Source organism: Aeromonas sp. FDAARGOS 1407 (genome assembly GCF_019048725.1).
In the GTDB taxonomy this organism is placed as follows: Bacteria; Pseudomonadota; Gammaproteobacteria; order Enterobacterales; family Aeromonadaceae; genus Aeromonas; species Aeromonas enteropelogenes.
Genome location: NZ_CP077399.1, coordinates 4,549,693 through 4,570,083, shown reverse-complemented (window position 1 = coordinate 4,570,083; position 20,391 = coordinate 4,549,693). Strand labels below are relative to the sequence as shown.

The window sequence follows — 20,391 nt, the reverse complement described above, 5'->3', positions numbered from 1 at the left end:
TTGAAAACGGGTCATTCTAGCCAATTGTGGAAGGAATAAACAGGGCTGCCTGTCCTTGTGCGTGCCCTGTAGGCAATTTCTGGTGCAGTTTTCCCCACTCCAGTAGAAAATACCGCCCGCAACCCGGAATAAGGGTTCAGTTCTGGCTAATAACGTCGCTATAACATACGGGTGCCATGCACTTTTTGGGAAATCCTGTTCCTGATCTCATAAGAAGAACCATGATGAAAAATCTATCACTCAAGCAAAAGATACTGTTATCGGTGGTGATCGCCCTCTCGCTGGTGATCACCTTGCTCTCCTGGCAAGGCTACAGCAGCCAGAAGTCGCTGCTGTTGCAAGGCAGTCAGGAGCAGGTACAGCGTCTGGGTAACCAGCAGGCTGAACGGATCAGCGACTGGCTGGCTGCCCGTCGCGATGTAGTGCAGGCCCTTGGCAACAAGGCTGGCGCCGAGCCCCTTAATGCCCTGCAGCAGGCACAGGTCTCCGGCCGCTTCCAGCTCACCTATTTTGGCGAGAGCAGCGGCAAGATGAATGACTCTGACCCATCCATCAACCGTGACGGCTATGATCCCCGCTCCCGTGGCTGGTATCAGGAAGCCATGGCCAAGGGGGGCATGATAGTCACCAAACCCTATCTGGACGTGGCCTACAACATCCTGGTGGTGACCCTGGCCCAACCGGCCCAGGGCGGTGTGGTTGGCGGCGATCTCTCCATCGCCGCCCTGGTGGAAGACGTCACCAAGATGACTCTGCCGGCCGACGGTTTTGCCGTCATGATGCACAAGGATGGCACCGTCATCGCCTACAAGGATGCCGCCAAGGCGATGAAGCCGGCCACCGAGATCGACAACGATCTGACCAACGCCCTGATTGAACAGAGCAAGGCCAGCCACGAGCTGGTGCCGGCCTACTTCGACGGCGAAGGGCGCGACAAGCTGCTGTGGGCGGTGGACATTCCGGATACCGACTGGGAGCTGGTACTGGTACTGGACAAGGCGACCCTGGAGGCGCCGCTCTCCTCCCTGCTGATGACCCAGCTCGGCCTGGCCCTGTTGGTGCTGGTGGGCAGCATCCTCGCCATCTCCTGGCTGGTCAGCCTGCTGCTCGGCCCGCTCACCAAGGTTTCCCAAGCACTGGCCCGCATCGCTGACGGCAACGGCGATCTGACCCAGCGCATCAAGATCGATACCAATGACGAGGTGGGCCAGCTGGCCAACAGCTTCAACCGCTTCGTCGGCAGCCAGCACCAGCTGATCGGCAATATCCGCAAGCTGGCCAGCGAGCTGGACGCCGATGCCGAGCGCAGTCTGGTGACCAATCAGGCGGCGGTCGAAGAACTGCAACGCCAGCAGCAGGAGGTGACCATGGTCGCCACCGCGGTGACCGAGATGGCGAGCGCCACCCAGGAGATCGCCAACAACGCCGAGAGCACCGCCGCTGCGGCCCAGCAGTCGGCCCAGAGCAGTGAGCAGGGCAAGATGCTGGTCAACAAGACTCGTCAATCCATCAACGGTCTGGCCGATGAAGTGGGTCAGGCGACCGAGGTGATCGGCGAGCTGAGTCGTCACGCCCAGGCCATCTCTGGCATCCTCTCCACCATTCAGGGGATTGCCGAGCAGACCAACCTGCTGGCGCTCAATGCCGCCATCGAAGCGGCCCGTGCCGGTGAACAGGGTCGCGGTTTCGCCGTGGTGGCGGACGAGGTGCGGGTGCTGTCGCGCCGTACCCAGGACTCCACCCAGGAGATCCAGTCCACCATAGAGACGCTGCAGCAGACCACCTCCCGTGCCGTGAGCCTGATGCAGACCAGCCAGGGGCTGGCCGACAACAGCGTGCAGGATGCCGATGCCGCCGCTGCCGCGCTCGAAGAGATCACCCAGGCCGTCTCTCTCATCTCCGACATGGCGGGCCAGATTGCCACTGCCGCCGAGGAGCAGACCCAGGTGACCGGCGAGATCACCCAGAACACCACCGCCATCAAGGATGTGAGCGACGAGATCACCGCCGCCGCCATGCGGGATCTGGATCAGGCCGCCGGACTCAAGGGACGGGCAACCGACCTGAACCAGCAGGTCGCGACCTTTATCCTGTAATCAGGCAGACCCGTTGCAACCGGGCCCCGCGATCGATGATCGCGGGGCTTTTTATTGGTCGTTATCGTGGTCGCAGCGTTTGGGAAAGGGGAGGTAGAGGGAGAAAACCTGCGTTTAACTCCCATGTGCCAGGTGACAGCATATCTGGCCTTTGGTCAGCACTTTGCCATGCAGACTGATGCCCAAAACAGAGAGCCCACCTTGCGGTGGGCTCTTGTCATCATGGTTCTGTCTGGTCGGGATTACAGGAAGGGCAGCGCCATAAACAGTTTGATCACCATGGCGTTGATGATGTCGATGAAGAATGCGCCCACCATGGGCACCACCAGAAACGCCAGGTGAGAAGGGCCAAAGCGCAGGGTGATGGCCTGCATGTTGGCAATGGCCGTCGGGGTCGCCCCCAGGCCAAAGCCGCAGTGACCCGCTGCCAGCACGGCCGCATCGTAGTTTTTACCCATGACCCGGAAGGTGACGAAGACGGCGTAGAGCGCCATCGCCACTGTCTGGGCGGCCAGCAGGATGAAGATGGGCAGCGCCAGGCTGGCCAGATCCCACAGCTTCAGGCTCATCAGCGCCATCGCCAGGAACAGCGACAGGCTGATGTTGCCGAGCAGGGAGACTTCGCGGTCACTCACCTCATGCCAGTTGAGCAGGGTTAGGGCGTTGCGCAGCAGCACGCCGACGAACAGCACGCAGACGAAGATCGGCAGCTCGAGGACACTGCCCTTGAGGTAGAGGGAGAGCAGCTCGCCCCCTTTCAAGCTGATGGCGATGAGCGCCAGGGTTTCAATCACGCTGAACGGGGTGAGCGGGCGCTCCATGTCGGGCATCTCGAAGCCCTGGGGCGCGTCATCCTGGTTGTGCTCCTCGCCCGGCACCTGCACCTTCTTCACCAGATAGCGGGCCACCGGACCGCCGATGAGGCCCCCCAGCACCAGACCGAAGGTGGCGCAGGCGATGGCGAGTTCGGCGGCAGACTGCACGCCGTACTTGTCGGAGAAGGTGGCGCTCCAGGCCGCTCCGGTGCCGTGGCCGCCGGAGAGGGTGATGGAGCCGGCCAGCAGTCCCATATGAGGATCCAGGCCGAGCAGCGTGGCCAGGCCCACCCCCAGGCTGTTTTGCACCAGCAGCAGGCCGGTGACCACCATCAGGAAGGTGACCACCGCCTTGCCGCCGCGCTTGAGACTGCCCAGATCGGCGGAGAGGCCGATGGAGGCGAAGAAGGCCAGCATCAGCGGGGTTTGCAGGCTGGTGTCGAATTGCAACTCCATCTGCAGGGTGGAGCGCAGCAACAGCAGTACCAGCGCGACCACCAGGCCGCCGGCAACCGGTTTGGGGATGTTGAAGGTGCGCAGCAGCCCGACGCGGGTAACCAGCAGACGACCAAGCAGCAACACCAGGGTGGCGGCGACAAGAGTGGCGTAGGAATCAAGTTGTAGCATTCAGTACTCCCATGTTGATTGGCTGTGTCTTTCGGTGGTGAAGACTCACAGATTCAGCCGGGATAAAAACAGTGCGGCGAACGTGCCAGCAAAGAAGGGGAAAGGTTCCCCGCTCCATGAAGGTGGAGCCAGTGCGGGCCTGACATGCTCAGGCATCCAGATGAGATTTTGGTAAAATCCGGCGGACTGTAGCAAAAAACACCTATTAATTCCATATTTCATGCCTTATTGACCATTATTTGTTCTTTTTTCGAGATTTAATACCTATGGGGTAGGGCGTGTTGAGGTTCGAAATGATTGGCTCCTGCTGCCTGTCCAACCCAGCCCGGGCGTGGGAAAAACAGTGTGTTTGACTGAGGGATAACAATGGATATGGCACACCTTGCCGCCCCATCGTGCCCGGGCAGGCATCACAAGATGAGACGGATGGGGTGTGAAGAAGAGGGGTTATCCCTATATAATCCGCCGGTTTCCGGCCCACTGATCCGGCCAACCAAGAGGAGAGGGTGTGAAGAAGTCCATCTACATCGCCTACACAGGCGGCACCATTGGGATGCAGCGTTCCGACCACGGCTATGTGCCGATGGCGGGCTTTATGGAAGATTGTCTGGCGCGGATGCCCGAGTTTCATCGGCCCGAGATGCCCGGTTACCATATTCACGAATATGATCCCCTCATCGACTCCTCCGACATGACCCCGGCGGACTGGCAGCGCATCGCCGAGGACATTCGCGACAACTACGAGAAATACGACGGTTTCGTCATCCTGCACGGTACCGACACCATGTCGTTCACCGCCTCGGCGCTCTCCTTCATGCTCGAAGATCTGCACAAGCCGGTCATCATCACCGGCTCCCAGATCCCGCTCGCCGAGCTGCGCTCCGACGGCCAGCAGAACCTGCTCAACGCCCTCTATATCGCGGCCAACTACCCGATCCACGAGGTGACGCTCTTTTTCAACAACCAGCTCTATCGCGGCAATCGCAGCAAGAAGGTGCATGCGGACGGCTTCCACGCCTTCGACTCGCCGAACTATCCGCCGCTGCTCAACGCCGGCATCGCCATCTCCCTGGAGGCAGGCGAGCTGGGGGTGCCGTCCGATCAGCCCCTGGTGCTGCACGACATCACCCCCCAGCCCATCGGCGTGGTGACCCTCTATCCCGGGATCTCCAGCGAGGTGATCGCCAATATCCTGCAGCAGCCGGTGAAGGCGCTGATCCTGCTCTCCTTCGGGGTCGGCAATGCGCCGCAGAATCCGACCATGCTGGCGCTACTCTCCGAGGCCTCGGCCCGCGGCGTCATCATCGTCAACCTGAGCCAGTGTCTGCACGGCAAAGTCAACATGGGCGGCTATGCCACCGGCAACGCCCTGTCGCGCGCCGGGGTCATCTCGGGCTTCGACATGACCGCCGAGGCGGCGCTCACCAAGCTGCACTTCCTGCTGAGCCAGGGCTTGCCCTCCCACCGCATTCGCGAGCTGATGCAGCAATCCCTGCGCGGGGAGCTGACCCCCTGAGAAACTGTCCACGATCTTACTGCGAAACCGTGATCAAGGCTCATGTGCTGCTCGGAATCCTCATGTATGCATATACACTCCGGTTCCTGCGCTGCTCTTCACCTTGCTGACGTCTTCTCGCTACAGGTCGTGAACAGCTTCTGACCTCCCCACCATGGGAGAGAGTGAAAAAAGAGGGGAGCCATAATGGCTCCCCTCTTTCGCTTCGTCGCCGCGATGGGTGACGTGTGGCCCGCCTCAGTGGCTGAGGTCGACCCGGACTATCTCTTCCTCGTCGCGGTATTGGCGCTTGAGCTCGCTCTTGCTCTTCATCACGATCTCGCCGTCACGGCCAATGTTCATGTGCTCGGGATTTTCAAGGTGCATCGCCTGCCAGGCCATCACGGCCTGCAGGGAGGTGGCCTTCTGCTCGTCGGTGAGGGGCTTGCCATCTGGCCACTTGCCAAGCTCGACCGCGGTCTTGAGCCGCTCGTACACCTCTTTGGGCATCTGCCTGATTGCTTGTTGAAACTCACCTTGTTGATACGACATCCGGCCTCTCCTTGAAATTGAGCCATAAACCCGGGCTTGGGCGGGCAGATCCTGGCGGGTTATGCAGGTAGATCCTGACGGACTACGCCAGCCATCTGCTCCATCACCCGCACTACCTGACAACTGTATCCGAACTCGTTGTCATACCACACGTAGAGCACGCAGTGATCCCCTTCGGCGATGGTGGCCTGGGAGTCCACGATCCCGGCGAAGCGGGAACCCACCATGTCGGAGGAGACCAGCTCGGTGCTGGCACTGAAGTCAATCTGGCGATGCAGGGCCGAGCTCAGCGACATCTGTTGCAGATAGGCGTTGAGGCTCTCCCGATCGGTGGCCTGCTCCAGCGACAGGTTGATGATGGCGAGCGACACGTTGGGAGTCGGCACCCGGATGGCGTTGCCGGTGAGCTTGCCCTTGAGTTCGGGCAGCGCCTTGGCCACCGCCTTGGCGGCACCCGTGCTGGTCATCACCATGTTGAGGGCTGCACTGCGACCGCGGCGCTCGCCCTTGTGATAGTTGTCGATCAGGTTCTGATCGTTGGTGTAGGAGTGCACCGTTTCGACGTGGCCGTGGCGGATGCCGTATCTCTCCTGCATCACCTTGAGCACAGGGGTGATGGCGTTGGTGGTGCAGGAGGCGGCGGAGATGATGCGATCTTCCGGGGTGATCACCTCATGGTTGACCCCGAATACCACGTTCTTCATCTCGCCCTTGCCGGGAGCGGTCAGCAGCACCTTGCCGGCGCCGCGCGCCTTGAGGTGTTCACTGAGGCCGGCCTCGTCGCGCCAGACGCCGGTGTTGTCGATGATCAGGGCGTTCTGGATGCCATAGGCGGTGTAATCGATATCGGCCGGGCTATTGGCGTAGATCACCTGGATGTAGGTGCCGTTGGCGATGATGGCGCTGCGCTCCACGTCCACTTCGATGGAACCGTTGAAGGGGCCATGGACGGAGTCGCGGCGCAGCAGGCTGGCGCGTTTTTCCAGATCTCCGTCACGACCGCCGCGTACCACGATGGCGCGCAGGCGCAGGGAGTTGGCGGCGCCGGTACGTTCGATCAGCAGGCGGGCCAGCAGGCGGCCGATGCGACCAAAACCGTAGAGCACTACATCCGTCGGCTGGGGAACCTCACCACGGCCCAGGGCCGGTGCCAGTTTGGCTTTCAGATAATCCTCGATGCCCGCCTCATCCTGATGTTCCTGCCAGTAACCGACGGCCAGTTTACCCAGATCGATCTCGGCAACGGTCGGTTTCAGGGCCACGATGGCCTGCAGCAGGGGAAAGCTCTGTTGGATGGGGAGGGGGGCGCCCTGGTGGCGGCGTACGACCCTGTGGGCCTTGAGGATATCGATGGTGGAGGCGTTTTGCAGCGGACGTCCGTAGACGGTGATCTCGACCCCTTGCTGGCGATAGAGACGACCAATCAGGGGTTGCATGGCTTCGGCGAGCTCCTGGCTCTCCTGCCACGCTTGCAAGTAGTGCTCGTGGGTCATTAACCAGATCCTTTATTTCACGTTGTTGGTGCAAATAGAAAATCGTCGAATGCAGATCACTGTAGGGGTGTATATTTCGTTATATTATTCTGCAGTCGCGGCCTTGAGTGGCGCGCGCATTGTAATGGATATGTAACCGGTTTGCTAGCCGGAGGTGGCCGCATCAGGCTCCTATTGTAATTAACCAGATGTGAGTCATGACAGATCTGCCTATGCGCCCAACACTCATCCTGCTCCCGATCATGTTTGCCGCCGCAGGCTGCAATGACGATCGGCTGCACAACATTTGCAACAACCATCCCGAGTTGTGTCAGGACCTGGTGGACGATGGCTGGTGCCGCTACGAGCGCACCGACATCATCCGCAGCCGTTTCTACCTCAAGGAGGAGGAGACGGATCGCCGCAAATACGAGCTGATTCGCAATCTTGAGCGCTACCTCAAGTGCGCGGAGCGCTCCACCAACATCGAATACAAGAATGCCAAGGAGCTCAAGAGTCCGCGGGTGGAAGGCATGCTGGCCGCCGGCGAACAGCTGGCCCAGCTGGATGTGGCGACCCGCAACTCCCAGGATCCTTACCTGCTGCTTTGGCACTGGACCAACAACACCAACGAGCTGGCTCGCCAGCAGTTCATGGCGCTCGAGGGCAAGCCGGTGCTCGAGGAGCCCGAGTTGCAGCTGGCGCTGGGGGGCATCTATGCCAAGAGCGATCCGGCCAAGGCGATCGACACCCTGCAGCACGGTCTCTCTCTCTACCGGCAGGGGGACACGGTCAACAGCCGCCTGCTGACCTCCCTCAGCACCCTCTACATGGGTCAGAAGCAGTATGGGCAGGCCTACCTCTGGGGCAAGGTGAGCGAATCGTTCAAAGGCTCTCCCGAGGTCTCCACCGCACGCTTTGGCATCTATCACACCCTGAGCAAGACCGATCTCGAAGCCTATGACAAGCGGGCCGCCGAGCTGGTCGAGCAGATCCGGCAAGGCAACTACCGGCCTTGAGACAATGATGACGTTACAGACACAGACTTCCTGTTGGCCCGACCCCTTTGCCATCGACTTTGTCCACGGCCAGGTGCCGACCGATGGCAGCACCCTGGAGCGCCTGACGGTGCGCGCCGTGGTGGCGCGAGATGACGAGCTGCTGCTGGTGCACTCCCGGGTCAATGGCGACTTCATGTTCCCGGGCGGCGGCGTCGAGGCAGGTGAGAGCCATGCCCTGGCGCTGGCCCGCGAACTGCGAGAGGAGTGCGGCGCCGAGCTGCTGGAGGTAGGGCCCCTGCTCGGCGAGACTCGCGAGTACCGGCCGGCCCGGGAGCAGGGGGTCGATGCCTACTGTATCCGTTCCCTCTATTACCTCTGCCGGATCGGGGAGACGCTGGTGGCCCCGCAGCCCCAGCCCTACGAGATCCGGCTCGGTTTCGTACCCGGCTGGATCGCCATCGAGGAGGCGCTGCAGACCAACAAGACCCAGCTGGCGGGTCCCTGTCCGCAGTGGACTGTGCGCGAGACCCGGGTGCTGGCCCAGCTGCAGCGCTGGTGGCAGCGCGGCGTGTTCGATGAGTGGTAATGCCGAGAAGCGGATACAAAAAGAGCGCCTTGTGGCGCTCTTTTTGATGGCAAGGGATGAGGTTACTTGACCTCTTCGCCCTTGGCCTGCAGATCGGCGTGATAGGAGGAACGCACGAAGGGACCGCAGGCGGCGTGGCTGAAGCCGAGTTCCATCGCCACATCCTTGAGCTCATCGAACTCTGCGGGCGGCACGTAGCGCTTCACCGGCAGGTGGTGGCGGCTCGGCTGCAGATACTGGCCCAGGGTCAGCATGTTGACGCCGTGCTCGCGCAGATCCTTGAGCACCTCGACTATCTCTTCGTTGGTTTCGCCAAGACCCATCATCAGACCGGACTTGGTCGGTACGTGCGGGTGCATCTCCTTGATGCGGCGCAGCAGCTCCAGCGACCACTTGTAGTCGGCGCCCGGACGGGCCACCCGGTACATACGCGGGGCGGTTTCCAGGTTGTGGTTGAAGACGTCCGGCGGGGTCTCGCGGAACACCTCGAGGGCCTGTTCCATACGGCCGCGGAAGTCCGGGGTCAGGATCTCGATGCGGGTCTGCGGGCTGTGCTCGCGGATCTGCTTGATGCAGTCGGCGAAGTGCTGGGCACCGCCGTCGCGCAGATCGTCGCGGTCCACCGAGGTGATCACCACGTACTTGAGGTTCATCTCCTTGATGGTGAGCGCCAGCTTCTTCGGTTCTTCCGGATCCAGCGGGAGCGGACGGCCGTGGGCCACGTCGCAGAAGGGGCAGCGACGAGTACAGATGGCGCCCATGATCATGAAGGTCGCCGTGCCGTGGTTGAAGCACTCCGCCAGGTTGGGGCAGGAGGCCTCTTCACAGACCGAGTGCAGCTTGTTCTTGCGCAGGGTGCTCTTGATGTGCTCGATCTTCTGGCTGGAGGGGGGCAGTTTGATCCGCATCCAGTCCGGCTTGCGAAGGAGTTCTTCGTTGGGATCCGGCATGAATTTCACCGGGATCAGGGCCATCTTGTCGCCATCGCGCAGCTTGACGCCCGGCTCCATACGAACGGGTTTGCTCATGATTCACTCTCGGTGTTTGTTATTGTCTGATAGCCAATCAGGCTGGCCAGTTCGGCCACCAGAATGGATTGCGCCTCGGCCACGCTTTGCGGGCCGCCCAGGGCGCTGGTCTGGGTCATGGCCATGCCCGCGTAGCCGCACGGATTGATGTGCAGGAAGGGGGTCATGTCCATGTTGATGTTGAGGGCCAGCCCGTGAAACGAGCACCCCTTGCGGATGCGCAGGCCGAGGGAAGCCAGTTTGGCCTCCATGCCGAGCTCGTTTTTCACGTAGACACCGGGGGCGTCCGCTTTGGCATAGGCCGTGATGTCGCTTTTCGCCAGGGTATTGATGATGGCGGTCTCCAGCGCGGTGACCAGTTCGCGCACCGTCAGCTTGCAACGGCGCACATCCACCAGCACATAGAGCACCAGCTGGCCGGGACCGTGATAGGTTATCTGGCCGCCGCGATCGCTCTGTACCACCGGGATATTGCCCGGGTTCAGCAGATGTTCGGCCTTGCCGGCTTGCCCCTGGGTGTAGACGGGATCATGCTCCACCACCCAGAACTCGTCCGGGGTCTCGCCGGTGCGGCTGTCGGTGAAGGCTTTCATGGCGTCCCATACCGGTTGGTAGGGACGACGGCCCAGATGTCTGACGATAAGCGTGGGCTGGGCGGGGATCCGGGATGACATGGCTTCCTCACGGCAGGCTGCTGCCAAAAACAGTCGCCCCGCAGAACGGGGCGAGAGAGACGTTACAGTACGTATTTCACCAGCTCGATCTTGCCGAGGGCGGTATACATCGCCTCGATGTGCTCCTTGCTCTGGGCGGTGACAGTCACTCGAACCGAGTGATAGTTACCCTTGGAGCTGGGCTGGACGGTCGGGCTGTAAGTACCGGGGGCGTGCTGCTGCAGCACTTCCACCACCATGTCCGGCAGCGCCGGATCGGCGACGCCGAGTACCTTGAACGGGAATTTGCAGGGAAACTCCAGCAGTTCATCAAACTTGGTATTCATTTACTCACCTTTTGCATCGTCACGGGGACGACTTCATCTTGGATGGCTAGTTGCCGGTGGCCCCTAGGGGCCGCCATTGCTGTCTATATGGGCACGATCCTGGCCAGGATCAAGGCCCGGAGCGGTCAGACAAAAATGGGAGTGCTGCTTTTTACCACAAATCGGGGTGTGGCGGAACCTGCAGTTTGCAGGGTTATTCACTGCCCTGACGGCCAGAGACAGCAGCGGCGCCTGTTGGCGCCGCTGTTGGGTGAGGATTGTGCGTCTCTGTTACTTGAACCAGCTGGAAACCAGCAGTACCAGATAGTCCCACAGACGGCTCATCAGACCGCCTTCCTGCACCTCTTCCAAGGCAACCAGCGGAACCTGCTTGATCTCCTTGTCGCCCTGCTTCAGGAACACGGTACCGACTCGCTGACCCTTGGCCAGTGGAGCTCTGAGCTCGCTGTCGAGCTGGAAGTCAGCTTTGAGGTTGTTGCCCTGACCGCGGGTCACCAGCACGGAGACATCCTGGTCGACACCCAGTTTTACTTCAGGCTTGTCACCCATCCAGATCTTCTGGGTGACCAGCTCGGTGCCAGCCTTGTACGGGGTCAGGCTCTGGAAGAAACGGAAACCGTAGGTGAGCAGCTTCTTGCTCTCGGCGGCGCGGGTAGCTTCGCTGTTGGCTCCCAGCACGACTGCGATCAGGCGCATGCCTTCGTTGTTGGTGGCGGAGGAGACCAGGTTGTAGCCCACCTGGCTGACGTGACCTGTCTTGATGCCATCCACCTGCAGGGACTGGTCCCACAGCAGACGGTTGCGGTTGTGCTGGGTGATGCCGTTGAACACGAAGGATTTTTGGGAGTAGATCTTGTACTCCTCCGGCAGATCGCGGATCAGCGCCTGCCCCAGACGGGCCATGTCATGGGCGGTACTGTAGTGGCCTTCCGCATCCAGACCGTGGGGGTTCACGAAGTGGCTGTCATTCATGCCGAGCTTGGTTGCCCAGCTGTTCATCAGGCTGGCGAAGGAGTCGGTGCTGCCCGCCAGGAATTCGGCCATGGCGACGCAGGCGTCGTTGCCGGACTGGATGATGATGCCCTTGTTGAGATCATCAACGGAGACCTGCTTGCCCACCTCGATGAACATCTTGGAGGAGTCGGCGTAGTTCTTGGACCAGGCGTTTTGGCTGATGGTCACCATGTCGGTGCGCTTGATGTTCCCCTTGGCCAGCTCCTGGCCAATGATGTAGGAGGTCATCATCTTGGTCAGACTGGCGGGCGGCAGACGCTCTTCGGCGTTCTGCTCGGCCAGCACCTGACCGGAGTAGTAATCGATCAGAATATGGGCCTTGGCGGAGATTTCCGGCGCGGCGGGAACGACCACAGGGTTGGCGTTCGGCGTAGGGACAGGCGTGTTGGCCTGAGCGGTGGCGCTTATCAGAGAGGCCAGAATAACGGAACGGGCAAATTTGGACATCTTGAAATTCCTGCGAGCCAGATGGGGAATGAATGCGGGCCTAACTATACCAGATGCACCCGCCGGTCATAGTCCGACGTGGCGATCAACTCTGGTTTTTTATCCATCGGCCCCGTTCACCACGCCACAAAGCGACGTGATGAGCGGGTTTGCCGGCAGATAGACCCACAATCTGGAGGGGATCAGGGCACGATGAACGCCTGTTCCAGCCCACCCTGGCGAACTTTTTCCAGTGTGCTCAGTTGTTGGTCGGCCGGGATCGGGCCTATCAGCACCCGGAAGATGGCGCCATGGGTGTCGATCCGGTAGGGCACGCCGTAGCGCTGGGTCATTACCTTGCCCATCGCCTCGGCTCGCTCCCGGGAGCCGCTGGCCAGCACCTGGATCATCTTGCCCTGACCACTGGCCGCCTGGGGCTGACCCTGTTTGGCCGCAACCGGCTTGCTGGTGCTGCTGGCCGGTGTGGCGGCAGGAGTGGCCGGCTTGGGCGAGGGGGCAACCTGGGTATCTGCCGGTGTCATCGGGGCCATCGGCTCCATGATCACCCGCTGATCCGGCGTGTCGCTGATGAGTTCAAGCCGCACCCGGGCCTCGCCGGTGTGGACCATGTCCAGCTGCTCGGCGGCGGCATGGGAGAGGTCGATGAGGCGGCTGCTGTCAAACGGACCGCGGTCATTGACCCGCACTATGGTCTCGAGGCCGTTGTCCAGATTGGTGACCCGCACATAGCTCGGGATCGGCAGGTTGCGGTGGGCGGCGCTGAACAGCTTGCTGTCCAGCACGTCGCCGTTGGCGGTCTTGTTGCCGTCCAGATCCTTGGCCAGCCAGCTGGCGGTGCCCTCCTCGGTGTAGTGCTTGATGTCGCGCCATACCTCGTATTTCTGCTTGCCAATCCAGTAGTTCCGGTTGCCGCTGGTACTCAGGGGCTCGGGGCGCGGAATGGCGCCGGTGGCTTGCGGTATCTCGATAACGGGCGGTTTGCTGACCGGTGCTTGCGGTTCGACCGAGGCGCTCTGTTCCGGCTGGCTGCTACAGGCGGCCAGCAACAAGCTCAGGCTGAGCGGGAGGAGTTTGTGACGAAGTTGCATACGCTTCCTGAATGGCTTGGCTAAGTTGATACACCGCCATCGCATAAAGGGGGCTGCGATTGTAGCGGGTGATCACATAAAAGTTATGCCGTGCGACCCAGTATTCCGGTCCATCGGCTTGTTCGAACGCCAGCAACTTGACCGGCGTCTGCGGGGCCGGCGGGGTGGCAAGCTCGATGCCTGCCGCCGCCAGTTCCGCCCACTGTTGTGTCAGCTCGGGCTCGGATCTCAGCAGGGGCTCGATCGCCAGCAAACCGGTCTGGGCCGGTTCGACCACCGACTCGCCCCAGCGCCACTGATGTTCGGCAAAGTAGTTGGCCACGCTGCCGATGGCATCGGCCGGATTGGCAAACAGATCCCGTTTACCGTCACCGTCGAAATCGACGCCGTAGTGACGATAGCTGGAGGGCATGAACTGCCCCATCCCCATGGCCCCGGCGTAGGAGCCCTTGAGGCGCGCCAGCGGCCAACCCTCTTCCCGGGCCAGCAGCACCAGCTGGGCAAACTCCTTGGCGAAGAAGTCGGCCCGCGCCGGATAGTGAAAACCCAGGGTATAGAGACTGTCCAGCACCGGATGACGCCCCATCTGACGGCCATAGAAGGTCTCGACCCCTATGATGGCCACGATGAGCGCCGCAGGCACCTTGTAGGTCTGCTCGGCCCGGCTCAGGGTGGCTGCATGGCGTTGCCAGAAGCGCAGTCCGTCGGCAATCCGCTCCTGAGTCACGAACAGCGGCCGGTAGCGATACCAAGGCTTGGCCTCCCAGGGACGGTTGATGGTGTCGAGCACCTCCTGGCGCAGCCTGGCCTCCTTGGCGGCGGCCTGCAGCGCCGCCAGCGGTACCTGTTGCTGCTCGGCGAGCTGCGCCAGACGCTCCTGCGGCACACCGGCCTGGGCCGCAATGGCCCAGAGGGAGAGCAGTGCCCAACCCCACCTCATCAGGCGAGTAGCCTTCTATGAGTCTGAATTGACATCAGTATGCCAAAACCGGCCATCAGGGTCACCATGGAGGTGCCACCATAGCTCACCAGCGGCAGAGGTACCCCCACCACCGGCAGTATGCCGCTCACCATGCCCATGTTGACGAATACATAGACGAAGAAGGTGAGGGTCAGGGCGCCGCCAAGCAGACGCTCGAAGCTGCTCTGGGCCTGCATCGAGATAAACAGGCAGCGGCTGATGACATAGAGGTAGAGCACCAGCAGCAGGGCGACTCCCACCAGGCCGAACTCCTCGCTGAATACCGCGAAGATAAAATCGGTGTGGCGTTCGGGCAGAAATTCGAGCTGGGACTGGGTGCCCTGCAGCCACCCCTTGCCGAAGACGCCGCCGGAGCCGATGGCGATCTTGGACTGGATGATGTGATAGCCACGCCCGAGGGGATCTTTTTCCGGGTCGAGCAGCATCAGTACCCGCTGGCGCTGGTATTCGTGCATCAGGAAGAACCAGAGCACCGGCATGAAGGCCAGCGCCATCACCACTGCCAGCCCGATCAGCCACCAGCTCAGTCCCGCCAGGAAGATGACGAAGAAACCGGAGGCGGCCACCAGGATGGAGGTACCGAGATCGGGCTGGGCGGCGATCAGCAGGGTCGGCAACAGCACCATGACCAAGGCGATCGCCACGTGGCTGAGCTTGGGGGGCAGCGAGTGGCGGCTGAGCCAGGCGGCCACCATGATGGGCATGGAGAGCTTCATCACCTCGGAGGGCTGGAACTTCATAAAGCCGAGATCCAGCCAGCGCTGGGCTCCCTTGCCGATATGGCCGAACACGTCCACCGCGATGAGCAACAGCACCACCACCACAAACAGCGGCACCGACCAGCGGGCATAGAGGGAAGGGGGCAGCTGGGCCATGGCGATCATCAGGGCGAAGGCGATCCCGCCGCGCACCAACTGGCGCACGATGGAGTCCATGTCCTGACCGGAGGCGGAGTAGAGCACCACCATGGAGAGGGCCATCACGGCCAGCAGGCCGAGAAACAGCGGCAGGTCGATATGCAGCTTGTACCAGATGCTCTGCTGGCGGGCAGAATTACTCATGAGGGGCGACCTCTTCAGATTGGGACTGCTTGACAGGCGCCGGCGGCAGCTGGGGGTCGGGCGGCAGCAGATAGGCATCCAGCATCTGGCGTGCGATAGGCGCACCGGCTCGACCACCGCCGCCACCAATCGAGTTCTCCAGCACCAGGGCGACTACCGCCTTGGGCGCTTCAAACGGCGCATAGGCGACGAACAGCGCGTTGTCGCGGTGCTCGGCCTTGACGGTTTTGATGTTATAGACCTGGTTCTCCTTGAGACCGACCACCTGGGCGGTACCCGACTTGCCACCAGAGGAGTAGGGGGCTTTGGCAAACGAGAGGCGACCACTGCCTTCGCGGCCATGGTTGACGCGCCACATGCCGTCCTGGGCCACTTTCCAGTAGCTGTCGTTTTTCACCTGCAGTGCCATCTTCTGGTTGACCGGGGCGTCTTCGTTGCCTGTGGCTGAAGTCAGGCGCTTCAACAGGTGAGGCGTCACGTCGTGACCGTTCTGGGTCAGGATGCTGATCGCCTTGGCCAGCTGGATTGGCGTGGCGCTCCAGTAGCCCTGACCGATGCCGACGGAGATGGTATCGCCCTGATACCAGGGCTGGCGCCAGCGAGCCATCTTCCAGTCGCGGGACGGCATGACACCCTTGGTCTCTTCATAGAGATCGACGCCACTGTAGCGGCCGAAGCCGAACTTGGTCATGTAGTCGTGGATCTTGTCGATGCCGACCCGGTAGGCGAGATCGTAGAAGTAGGTATCCGCCGACACCTCGATGGCGCGGTAGACGTCGAGCCAGCCATGGCCCCAGCGGCGCCAGTCGCGAAACTTCTTGGTGGTGCCTGGAATGGAGAAGCTGGGGCCGCCGAAGTAGCGATAGTTGGGGGTAATGGCCCCCTCGTTGAGCCCCATCACCGCCATCATGGGCTTGACGGTGGAGGCGGGGGCATAGATGCCCTGGGTGGTACGGTTTACCAGGGGACGGGCCGGATCGTTGAGCAGCGCCGAGTAGTTGGCGCTGGAGATGCCGGTCACGAACAGGTTGGGGTCATAGCTCGGGCTCGACTCCATGGCGATGATGGCACCGGTTGAAGGATCCATCATGACGATGGCTCCCCGCTGGCCTCCCAGCAGCTGCTGGGCCTTGAGTTGCATCCGGATGTCGATGTTGAGGTAGATGTCCTTGCCCGGGATAGGCGGCTGGAACTTGAGGGTGCGCACCACCCGGCCGCGGTTATTGACCTCGACTTCCTGATAGCCGGCCACCCCGTGCAGATCGTCCTCGTAGTACTTCTCCACCCCCTGCTTGCCGATGTCCTTGGTGGCGGCATAGTTGGCGAGCTTCTCTTCCTTTTCGAGGCGTTCCACGTCGCGGGTGTTGATCTTGGCCACATAGCCGAGGGCATGGGTGAGGGTATCGCCAAACGGGTAGTAGCGCTTGAGGTAGGCCTCGATGCTGGCGCCCGGGTAGTTGTGCTGGTTGACCGAGAAGAGGGCGACCTGATACTCGGTCAGCTTCTCGTACAGGGCCACCGGCTTGAAGCGGCGCTGACGTTTCACCTCGGCCAGGAACTTCTCCTTGGTTCCCTCCGGCAGCTTCAGCAGGGCGATGAGGTCGTCGGCGGTCTTCTCCAGATCCTTGGTCTCTTCCGGCACGATTTCCAGGCTGTAGACGGGGCGGTTCTCCGCCAGCAACACGCCGTTGGCGTCATAAATGAGGCCGCGGGGAGGCGCCACCGGCACGACCCGGATCCGGTTGTCATTGGAGCGGGTCTGATAGGTGTCGTAGGACTCTACCTGCAGGTAATAGAGATTGCCCAGCAGCACCAGCATCAGCACTATGATGCCGATGTAGGCTACCAGGGTGCGCCGGAAGAACAGATTGCCCTCGGCACTGTGATCGCGCATCTCGATGCGTTGTTTCAGCATGCCTCTACCTCAACTCCATGGGGGGCAATAACAGCAAGAACGGCATGGTTCACTCTCTGTAGTACGCAAATGCAGCAGGGACTATCGGCCACGACATCATGGATCACTCCCTGTGATACGGGTGATTGGTGGTAATGCTCCAGGCCCGGTAGAGGCTCTCGGCTACAAGAACTCGCACCAACGGGTGGGGCAGAGTCAGCGGTGACAGGGACCAGCTCTGCTCAGCCGCGGCCTTGCATTCGGGCGACAATCCCTCGGGCCCGCCCACCAGCAGGGCCACGTCGCGACCGTCCAGTTTCCACGCCTCGAGCTGGCTGGCCAGTTGCTCCGTGGTCCAGGGTTTGCCCGGGATATCCAGGGTGACGATGCGCGAGCGACCGGCGGCCGCCAGCATGGCCTCCCCCTCTTTTTGCAGGATGCGGGGAATGTCGGCATTCTTGCCGCGCTTGCCGGCGCCAATTTCCACCAGCTCGAACGGCATGTCTTTCGGGAAACGGCGACGGTACTCTTCGAAGCCATGTTCTACCCAGGCGGGCATCTTGGTGCCCACCGCAATCAACTGGATCTTCATGGTCGTTACGCCTGGATCGGGGCGCCGCCCCACAGTTTTTCCAGTTGGTAGAAGTCGCGATATTCGTCCTGCATCACGTGCACGATCACCGACCCCATGTCTACCAGAACCCATTCGCCGCTCAGCTGGCCTTCCACGCTCAGCAGATCGAGTCCGGCATGGCGGGCTTCGCTGGCCAGATGACTGGCGATGGCGCAAACGTGACGGTTGGAGTTGCCAGAGCAGATGATCATGGTATCAGTGATGCTGGATTTGCCGCGCACATCGATGGTGATGATATCGCGGCCTTTCATGTCATCGATCTTGTCGATGATAAAGGCGTGCAGTTCTTGGCCTTGCAATGAGTCTCTCCTGTATTCCGGCGCGCTCGTACGGCGTGAGGGCGGCGGATTATATCATGGTCAATCCCGTTTCCCCATTGGGCTGAGACGGGATTACGACAGGGTCTTACTGGCCGGTGGCGCGGTAGAGCCCCTGTTGATCAATATAGTGTGCAACCGACTCGGGCAGGAGGTAGCGGACATCCTGTCCCGCCTCCAGCAGCGCCCGCAGCCGGGTAGCCGACAGCTCGACGGGCTGGTTGTCTGCCAGCCAGATATGGCCGGCCAGACGCTGATGCAGTGCCTGTACCCGGGTGGTCTGGTGGCGAGCCAGCAAGTTGGCGATCTCTGCGGGATAGTCGGGTTGCCAGCCGGGGCGTGAACTCACCACCAGATGGGCATAATCGAGCAGCTCCTGCCAGCGATGCCAGCTTGCCAGGCTCAGCAGCGAATCCATCCCCATCAGAAAGCAGAGCGGCGTGTCGGGTAGCTCGCTCCTCAGCTCGACCAGTGTATCAATGGTCCAGGAGGGCTTGTCCCGCCAAAGTTCCCGTTCATCCACCACGAAACCGCGATTCTCCGCCGCCGCCAGCTTGACCATGGCCAGACGCTGCTCGCTCGAGCAGAGGGGGTGTGCCCTGTGGGGCGGAATATGGTTCGGGATCAGGCGGATCTCTTCGAGCCGCAAGGCATCGCGCGCCTCGATGGCGGGTCTCAGGTGGCCGATGTGAATGGGATCGAAGGTCCCTCCCAGCAGGCCGACAGGAGCCTTCAGCGGGCCGATTGAAGCCTTCAGCACGGACTCTCCTCCATCGCCAGCGGCAACGGGGTGCCATCGCGAAAGCCGAGAGCCAGGGTCTGCAGCATCAGCCAAGCTTGCTCGGTGTCGAAGCGGCGCTGGGCGTCATCGAGCCGGGCCATCAGTTGCCACAGCTGCAGCAGTTTGGCGAAGGGGAGCCGGGTCAGCGTCTGCTGGATCAGCTGCTGGCGGCTCTGCCAGATGCGCAGTTGGCTGAAATGCTCCCCCAGCGGTTGGCCACTGCGCATGGCCAGCGACAGCTCGGAGAGCTGCTCCAGTTCGCGGCACAGGGTCCAGGCCAGCATGCCGGGTTCGGTGCCCTCGGCACGCAGGGCCGCCAGGATCCGCTGGGCCCGGTTCACCTTGCCCTCCAGCAGGGTATCGACCAGCTGGAACGGGGTAAAGTGGGCGTGGCGGATGATGGTCTCCTGCAGATAGGCGACGCTGATGGGCTGGGGCGGCGAGAGCAGGGTCAGCTTCTCTATCTCCTGGCTCGCGGCCAGCAGGTTGCCCTCATAGCTGTGGCACATGAAGTTGATGGCGTCCGGCAGCGCCTTGAGACCGAAACGCTGGAAACGGGCATTCATCCAGCGCGGGAAAAACTTGGGCTCGGGATGGTTGACCGGCACATAGGTGCCGATCTGGTAGAGCTTGTCGAACCAGGCCGCCTTCATCTGGGTCTGGTTGAGACGACCACCGCTCAACACCAGCAACAGGTCGGGGTGGAGCTGTTTGCCGATCTCGCTGATGCGGGCGGCGAGATCCTTGTCGACCTTGGCGGGCAACTCCAGCTCGATGATTTGGCGGGCGGAGAAGAGGCTCATGGCCTGGCAGGCGTCGTAGACCTGATTCCAGTCCAGTCCCTGCTCGACCACGAAGGTATGGCGTTCATCGAATCCCTGCTTGCGGGCGATCTGGCGGATGGCGTCGAGCGCCTCCAGCCGCAGCAGTGGCTCGTCGCCAAAAACGAGATAGCAGGGTCGAAGCCCTGCTTTGAGGTGTTCACCAAACTGCTCGGGGTAGATCCGCATCAGAAGCTGACCTGGCTCAACTGACGGATCACCTGGCTGGCCGCCTGCTCCTGCATCTCGCGGTTGAGCTGCTCCTGCTCGCGGGAGGAGGCCAGCGCCGCATCCGGCTTGTTCAGGAAGCTGCGGTTGAAGTTGATGGGGAAGACTTGAGTCGGCTTGCCCGGTACTGCGACGGTGAAGCGGGTGCTAAAGCCCAGCACATACTCGGTATCGGCCCCCAGGGCGTTGACCGAGGCAACCTGGCTGGAGCTGCCGATGCCGCCCAGAGTCAGCACCGGGATGCCCTCCTTGTCGGCCAGGGTGACGCCCGCAGCCTTGAGGCGGGTAGTGACCAGCCGGTAGAAATCGCTCTTGTTGTCGCCCACGACCTTCATGGTCATCAACTCCGCCGGGATGCCGGTGCCGCGCATATGAAAACCGCAACCCTGCAGCAGCAGGGCTGCCAGCATGATGGCCATCCAGCGAGTGAAGATGGAGCCCATATGAAATCC

The 20,391-nt window shown here is 61.7% G+C and carries 20 protein-coding genes; 4 read left to right on the top strand and 16 right to left on the bottom strand.

Annotation, left to right across the window (positions count from 1 at the left end; genetic code table 11):
* Positions 1–224 precede the first annotated feature (224 nt).
* On the top strand, positions 225–2,096 hold the full coding sequence (locus tag I6L37_RS21420) for a methyl-accepting chemotaxis protein (RefSeq protein WP_201940623.1): 1,872 nt from the start codon (positions 225–227) through the stop codon (positions 2,094–2,096).
* Between the two features lie 242 nt (positions 2,097–2,338).
* Here the strand turns inward: I6L37_RS21420 and gltS are convergent, their stop codons facing one another.
* Complete coding sequence (gene gltS / locus I6L37_RS21415; RefSeq protein WP_026457592.1) at positions 2,339–3,538, bottom strand: sodium/glutamate symporter; 1,200 nt, start codon at positions 3,536–3,538, stop codon at positions 2,339–2,341.
* Between the two features lie 508 nt (positions 3,539–4,046).
* On the opposite strand from gltS, the gene ansA reads away from it, so the two are divergent.
* The gene (gene ansA / locus I6L37_RS21410) at positions 4,047–5,054 is read left to right on the top strand and encodes an asparaginase (protein WP_216992914.1); all 1,008 of its coding nucleotides are present in this window, start codon (positions 4,047–4,049) and stop codon (positions 5,052–5,054) included.
* Positions 5,055–5,291: 237 nt separating this feature from the next.
* Here the strand turns inward: ansA and I6L37_RS21405 are convergent, their stop codons facing one another.
* Complete coding sequence (locus I6L37_RS21405) at positions 5,292–5,585, bottom strand: YeaC family protein (protein WP_026457591.1); 294 nt, start codon at positions 5,583–5,585, stop codon at positions 5,292–5,294.
* A 59-nt stretch (positions 5,586–5,644) separates the two neighbouring features.
* Entirely contained in the window at positions 5,645–7,078 is a 1,434-nt protein-coding gene (locus I6L37_RS21400) for a glyceraldehyde-3-phosphate dehydrogenase (RefSeq protein ID WP_042025739.1), read from the bottom strand.
* 212 nt (positions 7,079–7,290) lie between these two features.
* Between I6L37_RS21400 and I6L37_RS21395 the strand changes: the two genes are divergently transcribed.
* Positions 7,291–8,076 carry a DUF2989 domain-containing protein gene (locus I6L37_RS21395; RefSeq protein ID WP_223380050.1) on the top strand — a complete coding sequence of 262 codons (786 nt, stop codon included), beginning with the start codon at positions 7,291–7,293 and terminating at the stop codon, positions 8,074–8,076.
* A gap of 4 nt (positions 8,077–8,080) precedes the next feature.
* Positions 8,081–8,644: an NUDIX domain-containing protein gene (locus tag I6L37_RS21390; protein WP_216992912.1), complete on the top strand. Its 564-nt coding sequence runs from the start codon at positions 8,081–8,083 to the stop codon at positions 8,642–8,644.
* A 62-nt stretch (positions 8,645–8,706) separates the two neighbouring features.
* Here the strand turns inward: I6L37_RS21390 and lipA are convergent, their stop codons facing one another.
* From lipA to lptE, 13 genes are all read right to left on the bottom strand, one after another.
* Complete coding sequence (gene lipA / locus I6L37_RS21385) at positions 8,707–9,672, bottom strand: lipoyl synthase (protein WP_042025734.1); 966 nt, start codon at positions 9,670–9,672, stop codon at positions 8,707–8,709.
* The gene (gene lipB / locus I6L37_RS21380; RefSeq protein WP_026457355.1) at positions 9,669–10,346 is read right to left on the bottom strand and encodes a lipoyl(octanoyl) transferase LipB; all 678 of its coding nucleotides are present in this window, start codon (positions 10,344–10,346) and stop codon (positions 9,669–9,671) included. Before lipB ends, lipA begins: the two co-directional genes overlap by 4 nt.
* Positions 10,347–10,408: 62 nt before the next feature.
* Positions 10,409–10,672: a DUF493 family protein YbeD gene (gene ybeD / locus I6L37_RS21375; protein ID WP_026457356.1), complete on the bottom strand. Its 264-nt coding sequence runs from the start codon at positions 10,670–10,672 to the stop codon at positions 10,409–10,411.
* Positions 10,673–10,942: 270 nt separating this feature from the next.
* Entirely contained in the window at positions 10,943–12,133 is a 1,191-nt protein-coding gene (locus I6L37_RS21370) for a D-alanyl-D-alanine carboxypeptidase family protein (protein WP_216992911.1), read from the bottom strand.
* Between the two features lie 182 nt (positions 12,134–12,315).
* Entirely contained in the window at positions 12,316–13,221 is a 906-nt protein-coding gene (locus I6L37_RS21365; RefSeq protein ID WP_216992910.1) for a septal ring lytic transglycosylase RlpA family protein, read from the bottom strand.
* Positions 13,163–14,161 carry a lytic murein transglycosylase B gene (gene mltB / locus I6L37_RS21360; protein WP_201940459.1) on the bottom strand — a complete coding sequence of 333 codons (999 nt, stop codon included), beginning with the start codon at positions 14,159–14,161 and terminating at the stop codon, positions 13,163–13,165. Before mltB ends, I6L37_RS21365 begins: the two co-directional genes overlap by 59 nt.
* Positions 14,161–15,264: a rod shape-determining protein RodA gene (gene rodA, locus I6L37_RS21355; RefSeq protein ID WP_042025730.1), complete on the bottom strand. Its 1,104-nt coding sequence runs from the start codon at positions 15,262–15,264 to the stop codon at positions 14,161–14,163. The genes mltB and rodA overlap by 1 nt, the downstream gene beginning before the upstream one ends.
* Positions 15,257–17,179, bottom strand: a complete 1,923-nt coding sequence (gene mrdA, locus I6L37_RS21350; RefSeq protein WP_216992909.1) for a penicillin-binding protein 2 — start codon at positions 17,177–17,179, stop codon at positions 15,257–15,259. The genes rodA and mrdA overlap by 8 nt, the downstream gene beginning before the upstream one ends.
* A 103-nt stretch (positions 17,180–17,282) precedes the next feature.
* Positions 17,283–17,750, bottom strand: a complete 468-nt coding sequence (gene rlmH, locus I6L37_RS21345) for a 23S rRNA (pseudouridine(1915)-N(3))-methyltransferase RlmH (protein WP_026456715.1) — start codon at positions 17,748–17,750, stop codon at positions 17,283–17,285.
* A gap of 5 nt (positions 17,751–17,755) precedes the next feature.
* Positions 17,756–18,091, bottom strand: coding sequence for a ribosome silencing factor (gene rsfS / locus I6L37_RS21340; protein WP_026456714.1), 336 nt, complete (start codon positions 18,089–18,091; stop codon positions 17,756–17,758).
* A 106-nt stretch (positions 18,092–18,197) separates the two neighbouring features.
* On the bottom strand, positions 18,198–18,869 hold the full coding sequence (nadD, locus tag I6L37_RS21335; protein WP_216992908.1) for a nicotinate-nucleotide adenylyltransferase: 672 nt from the start codon (positions 18,867–18,869) through the stop codon (positions 18,198–18,200).
* On the bottom strand, positions 18,863–19,900 hold the full coding sequence (gene holA, locus I6L37_RS21330) for a DNA polymerase III subunit delta (RefSeq protein WP_216992907.1): 1,038 nt from the start codon (positions 19,898–19,900) through the stop codon (positions 18,863–18,865). Before holA ends, nadD begins: the two co-directional genes overlap by 7 nt.
* Positions 19,900–20,382, bottom strand: a complete 483-nt coding sequence (gene lptE, locus I6L37_RS21325; protein WP_042025723.1) for an LPS assembly lipoprotein LptE — start codon at positions 20,380–20,382, stop codon at positions 19,900–19,902. Before lptE ends, holA begins: the two co-directional genes overlap by 1 nt.
* Positions 20,383–20,391: the final 9 nt, after the last annotated feature.

Excerpts from the sequence above, each read along its gene's own strand:
- gltS (WP_026457592.1), bottom strand. The coding sequence starts at position 3,538 with ATGCTACAACTTGATTCCTACGCCACTCTTGTCGCCGCCACCCTGGTG.
- mltB (WP_201940459.1), bottom strand. The coding sequence starts at position 14,161 with ATGAGGTGGGGTTGGGCACTGCTCTCCCTCTGGGCCATTGCGGCCCAG.
- lipB (WP_026457355.1), bottom strand. The coding sequence starts at position 10,346 with ATGTCATCCCGGATCCCCGCCCAGCCCACGCTTATCGTCAGACATCTG.
- I6L37_RS21370 (WP_216992911.1), bottom strand. The coding sequence starts at position 12,133 with ATGTCCAAATTTGCCCGTTCCGTTATTCTGGCCTCTCTGATAAGCGCC.
- I6L37_RS21395 (WP_223380050.1), top strand. The coding sequence starts at position 7,291 with ATGCGCCCAACACTCATCCTGCTCCCGATCATGTTTGCCGCCGCAGGC.
- I6L37_RS21390 (WP_216992912.1), top strand. The coding sequence starts at position 8,081 with ATGATGACGTTACAGACACAGACTTCCTGTTGGCCCGACCCCTTTGCC.
- rodA (WP_042025730.1), bottom strand. The coding sequence starts at position 15,264 with ATGAGTAATTCTGCCCGCCAGCAGAGCATCTGGTACAAGCTGCATATC.
- lptE (WP_042025723.1), bottom strand. The coding sequence starts at position 20,382 with ATGGGCTCCATCTTCACTCGCTGGATGGCCATCATGCTGGCAGCCCTG.
- mrdA (WP_216992909.1), bottom strand. The coding sequence starts at position 17,179 with ATGCTGAAACAACGCATCGAGATGCGCGATCACAGTGCCGAGGGCAAT.
- rlmH (WP_026456715.1), bottom strand. The coding sequence starts at position 17,750 with ATGAAGATCCAGTTGATTGCGGTGGGCACCAAGATGCCCGCCTGGGTA.
- ybeD (WP_026457356.1), bottom strand. The coding sequence starts at position 10,672 with ATGAATACCAAGTTTGATGAACTGCTGGAGTTTCCCTGCAAATTCCCG.
- lipA (WP_042025734.1), bottom strand. The coding sequence starts at position 9,672 with ATGAGCAAACCCGTTCGTATGGAGCCGGGCGTCAAGCTGCGCGATGGC.
- holA (WP_216992907.1), bottom strand. The coding sequence starts at position 19,900 with ATGCGGATCTACCCCGAGCAGTTTGGTGAACACCTCAAAGCAGGGCTT.
- I6L37_RS21365 (WP_216992910.1), bottom strand. The coding sequence starts at position 13,221 with ATGCAACTTCGTCACAAACTCCTCCCGCTCAGCCTGAGCTTGTTGCTG.
- I6L37_RS21400 (WP_042025739.1), bottom strand. The coding sequence starts at position 7,078 with ATGACCCACGAGCACTACTTGCAAGCGTGGCAGGAGAGCCAGGAGCTC.
- I6L37_RS21420 (WP_201940623.1), top strand. The coding sequence starts at position 225 with ATGAAAAATCTATCACTCAAGCAAAAGATACTGTTATCGGTGGTGATC.
- I6L37_RS21405 (WP_026457591.1), bottom strand. The coding sequence starts at position 5,585 with ATGTCGTATCAACAAGGTGAGTTTCAACAAGCAATCAGGCAGATGCCC.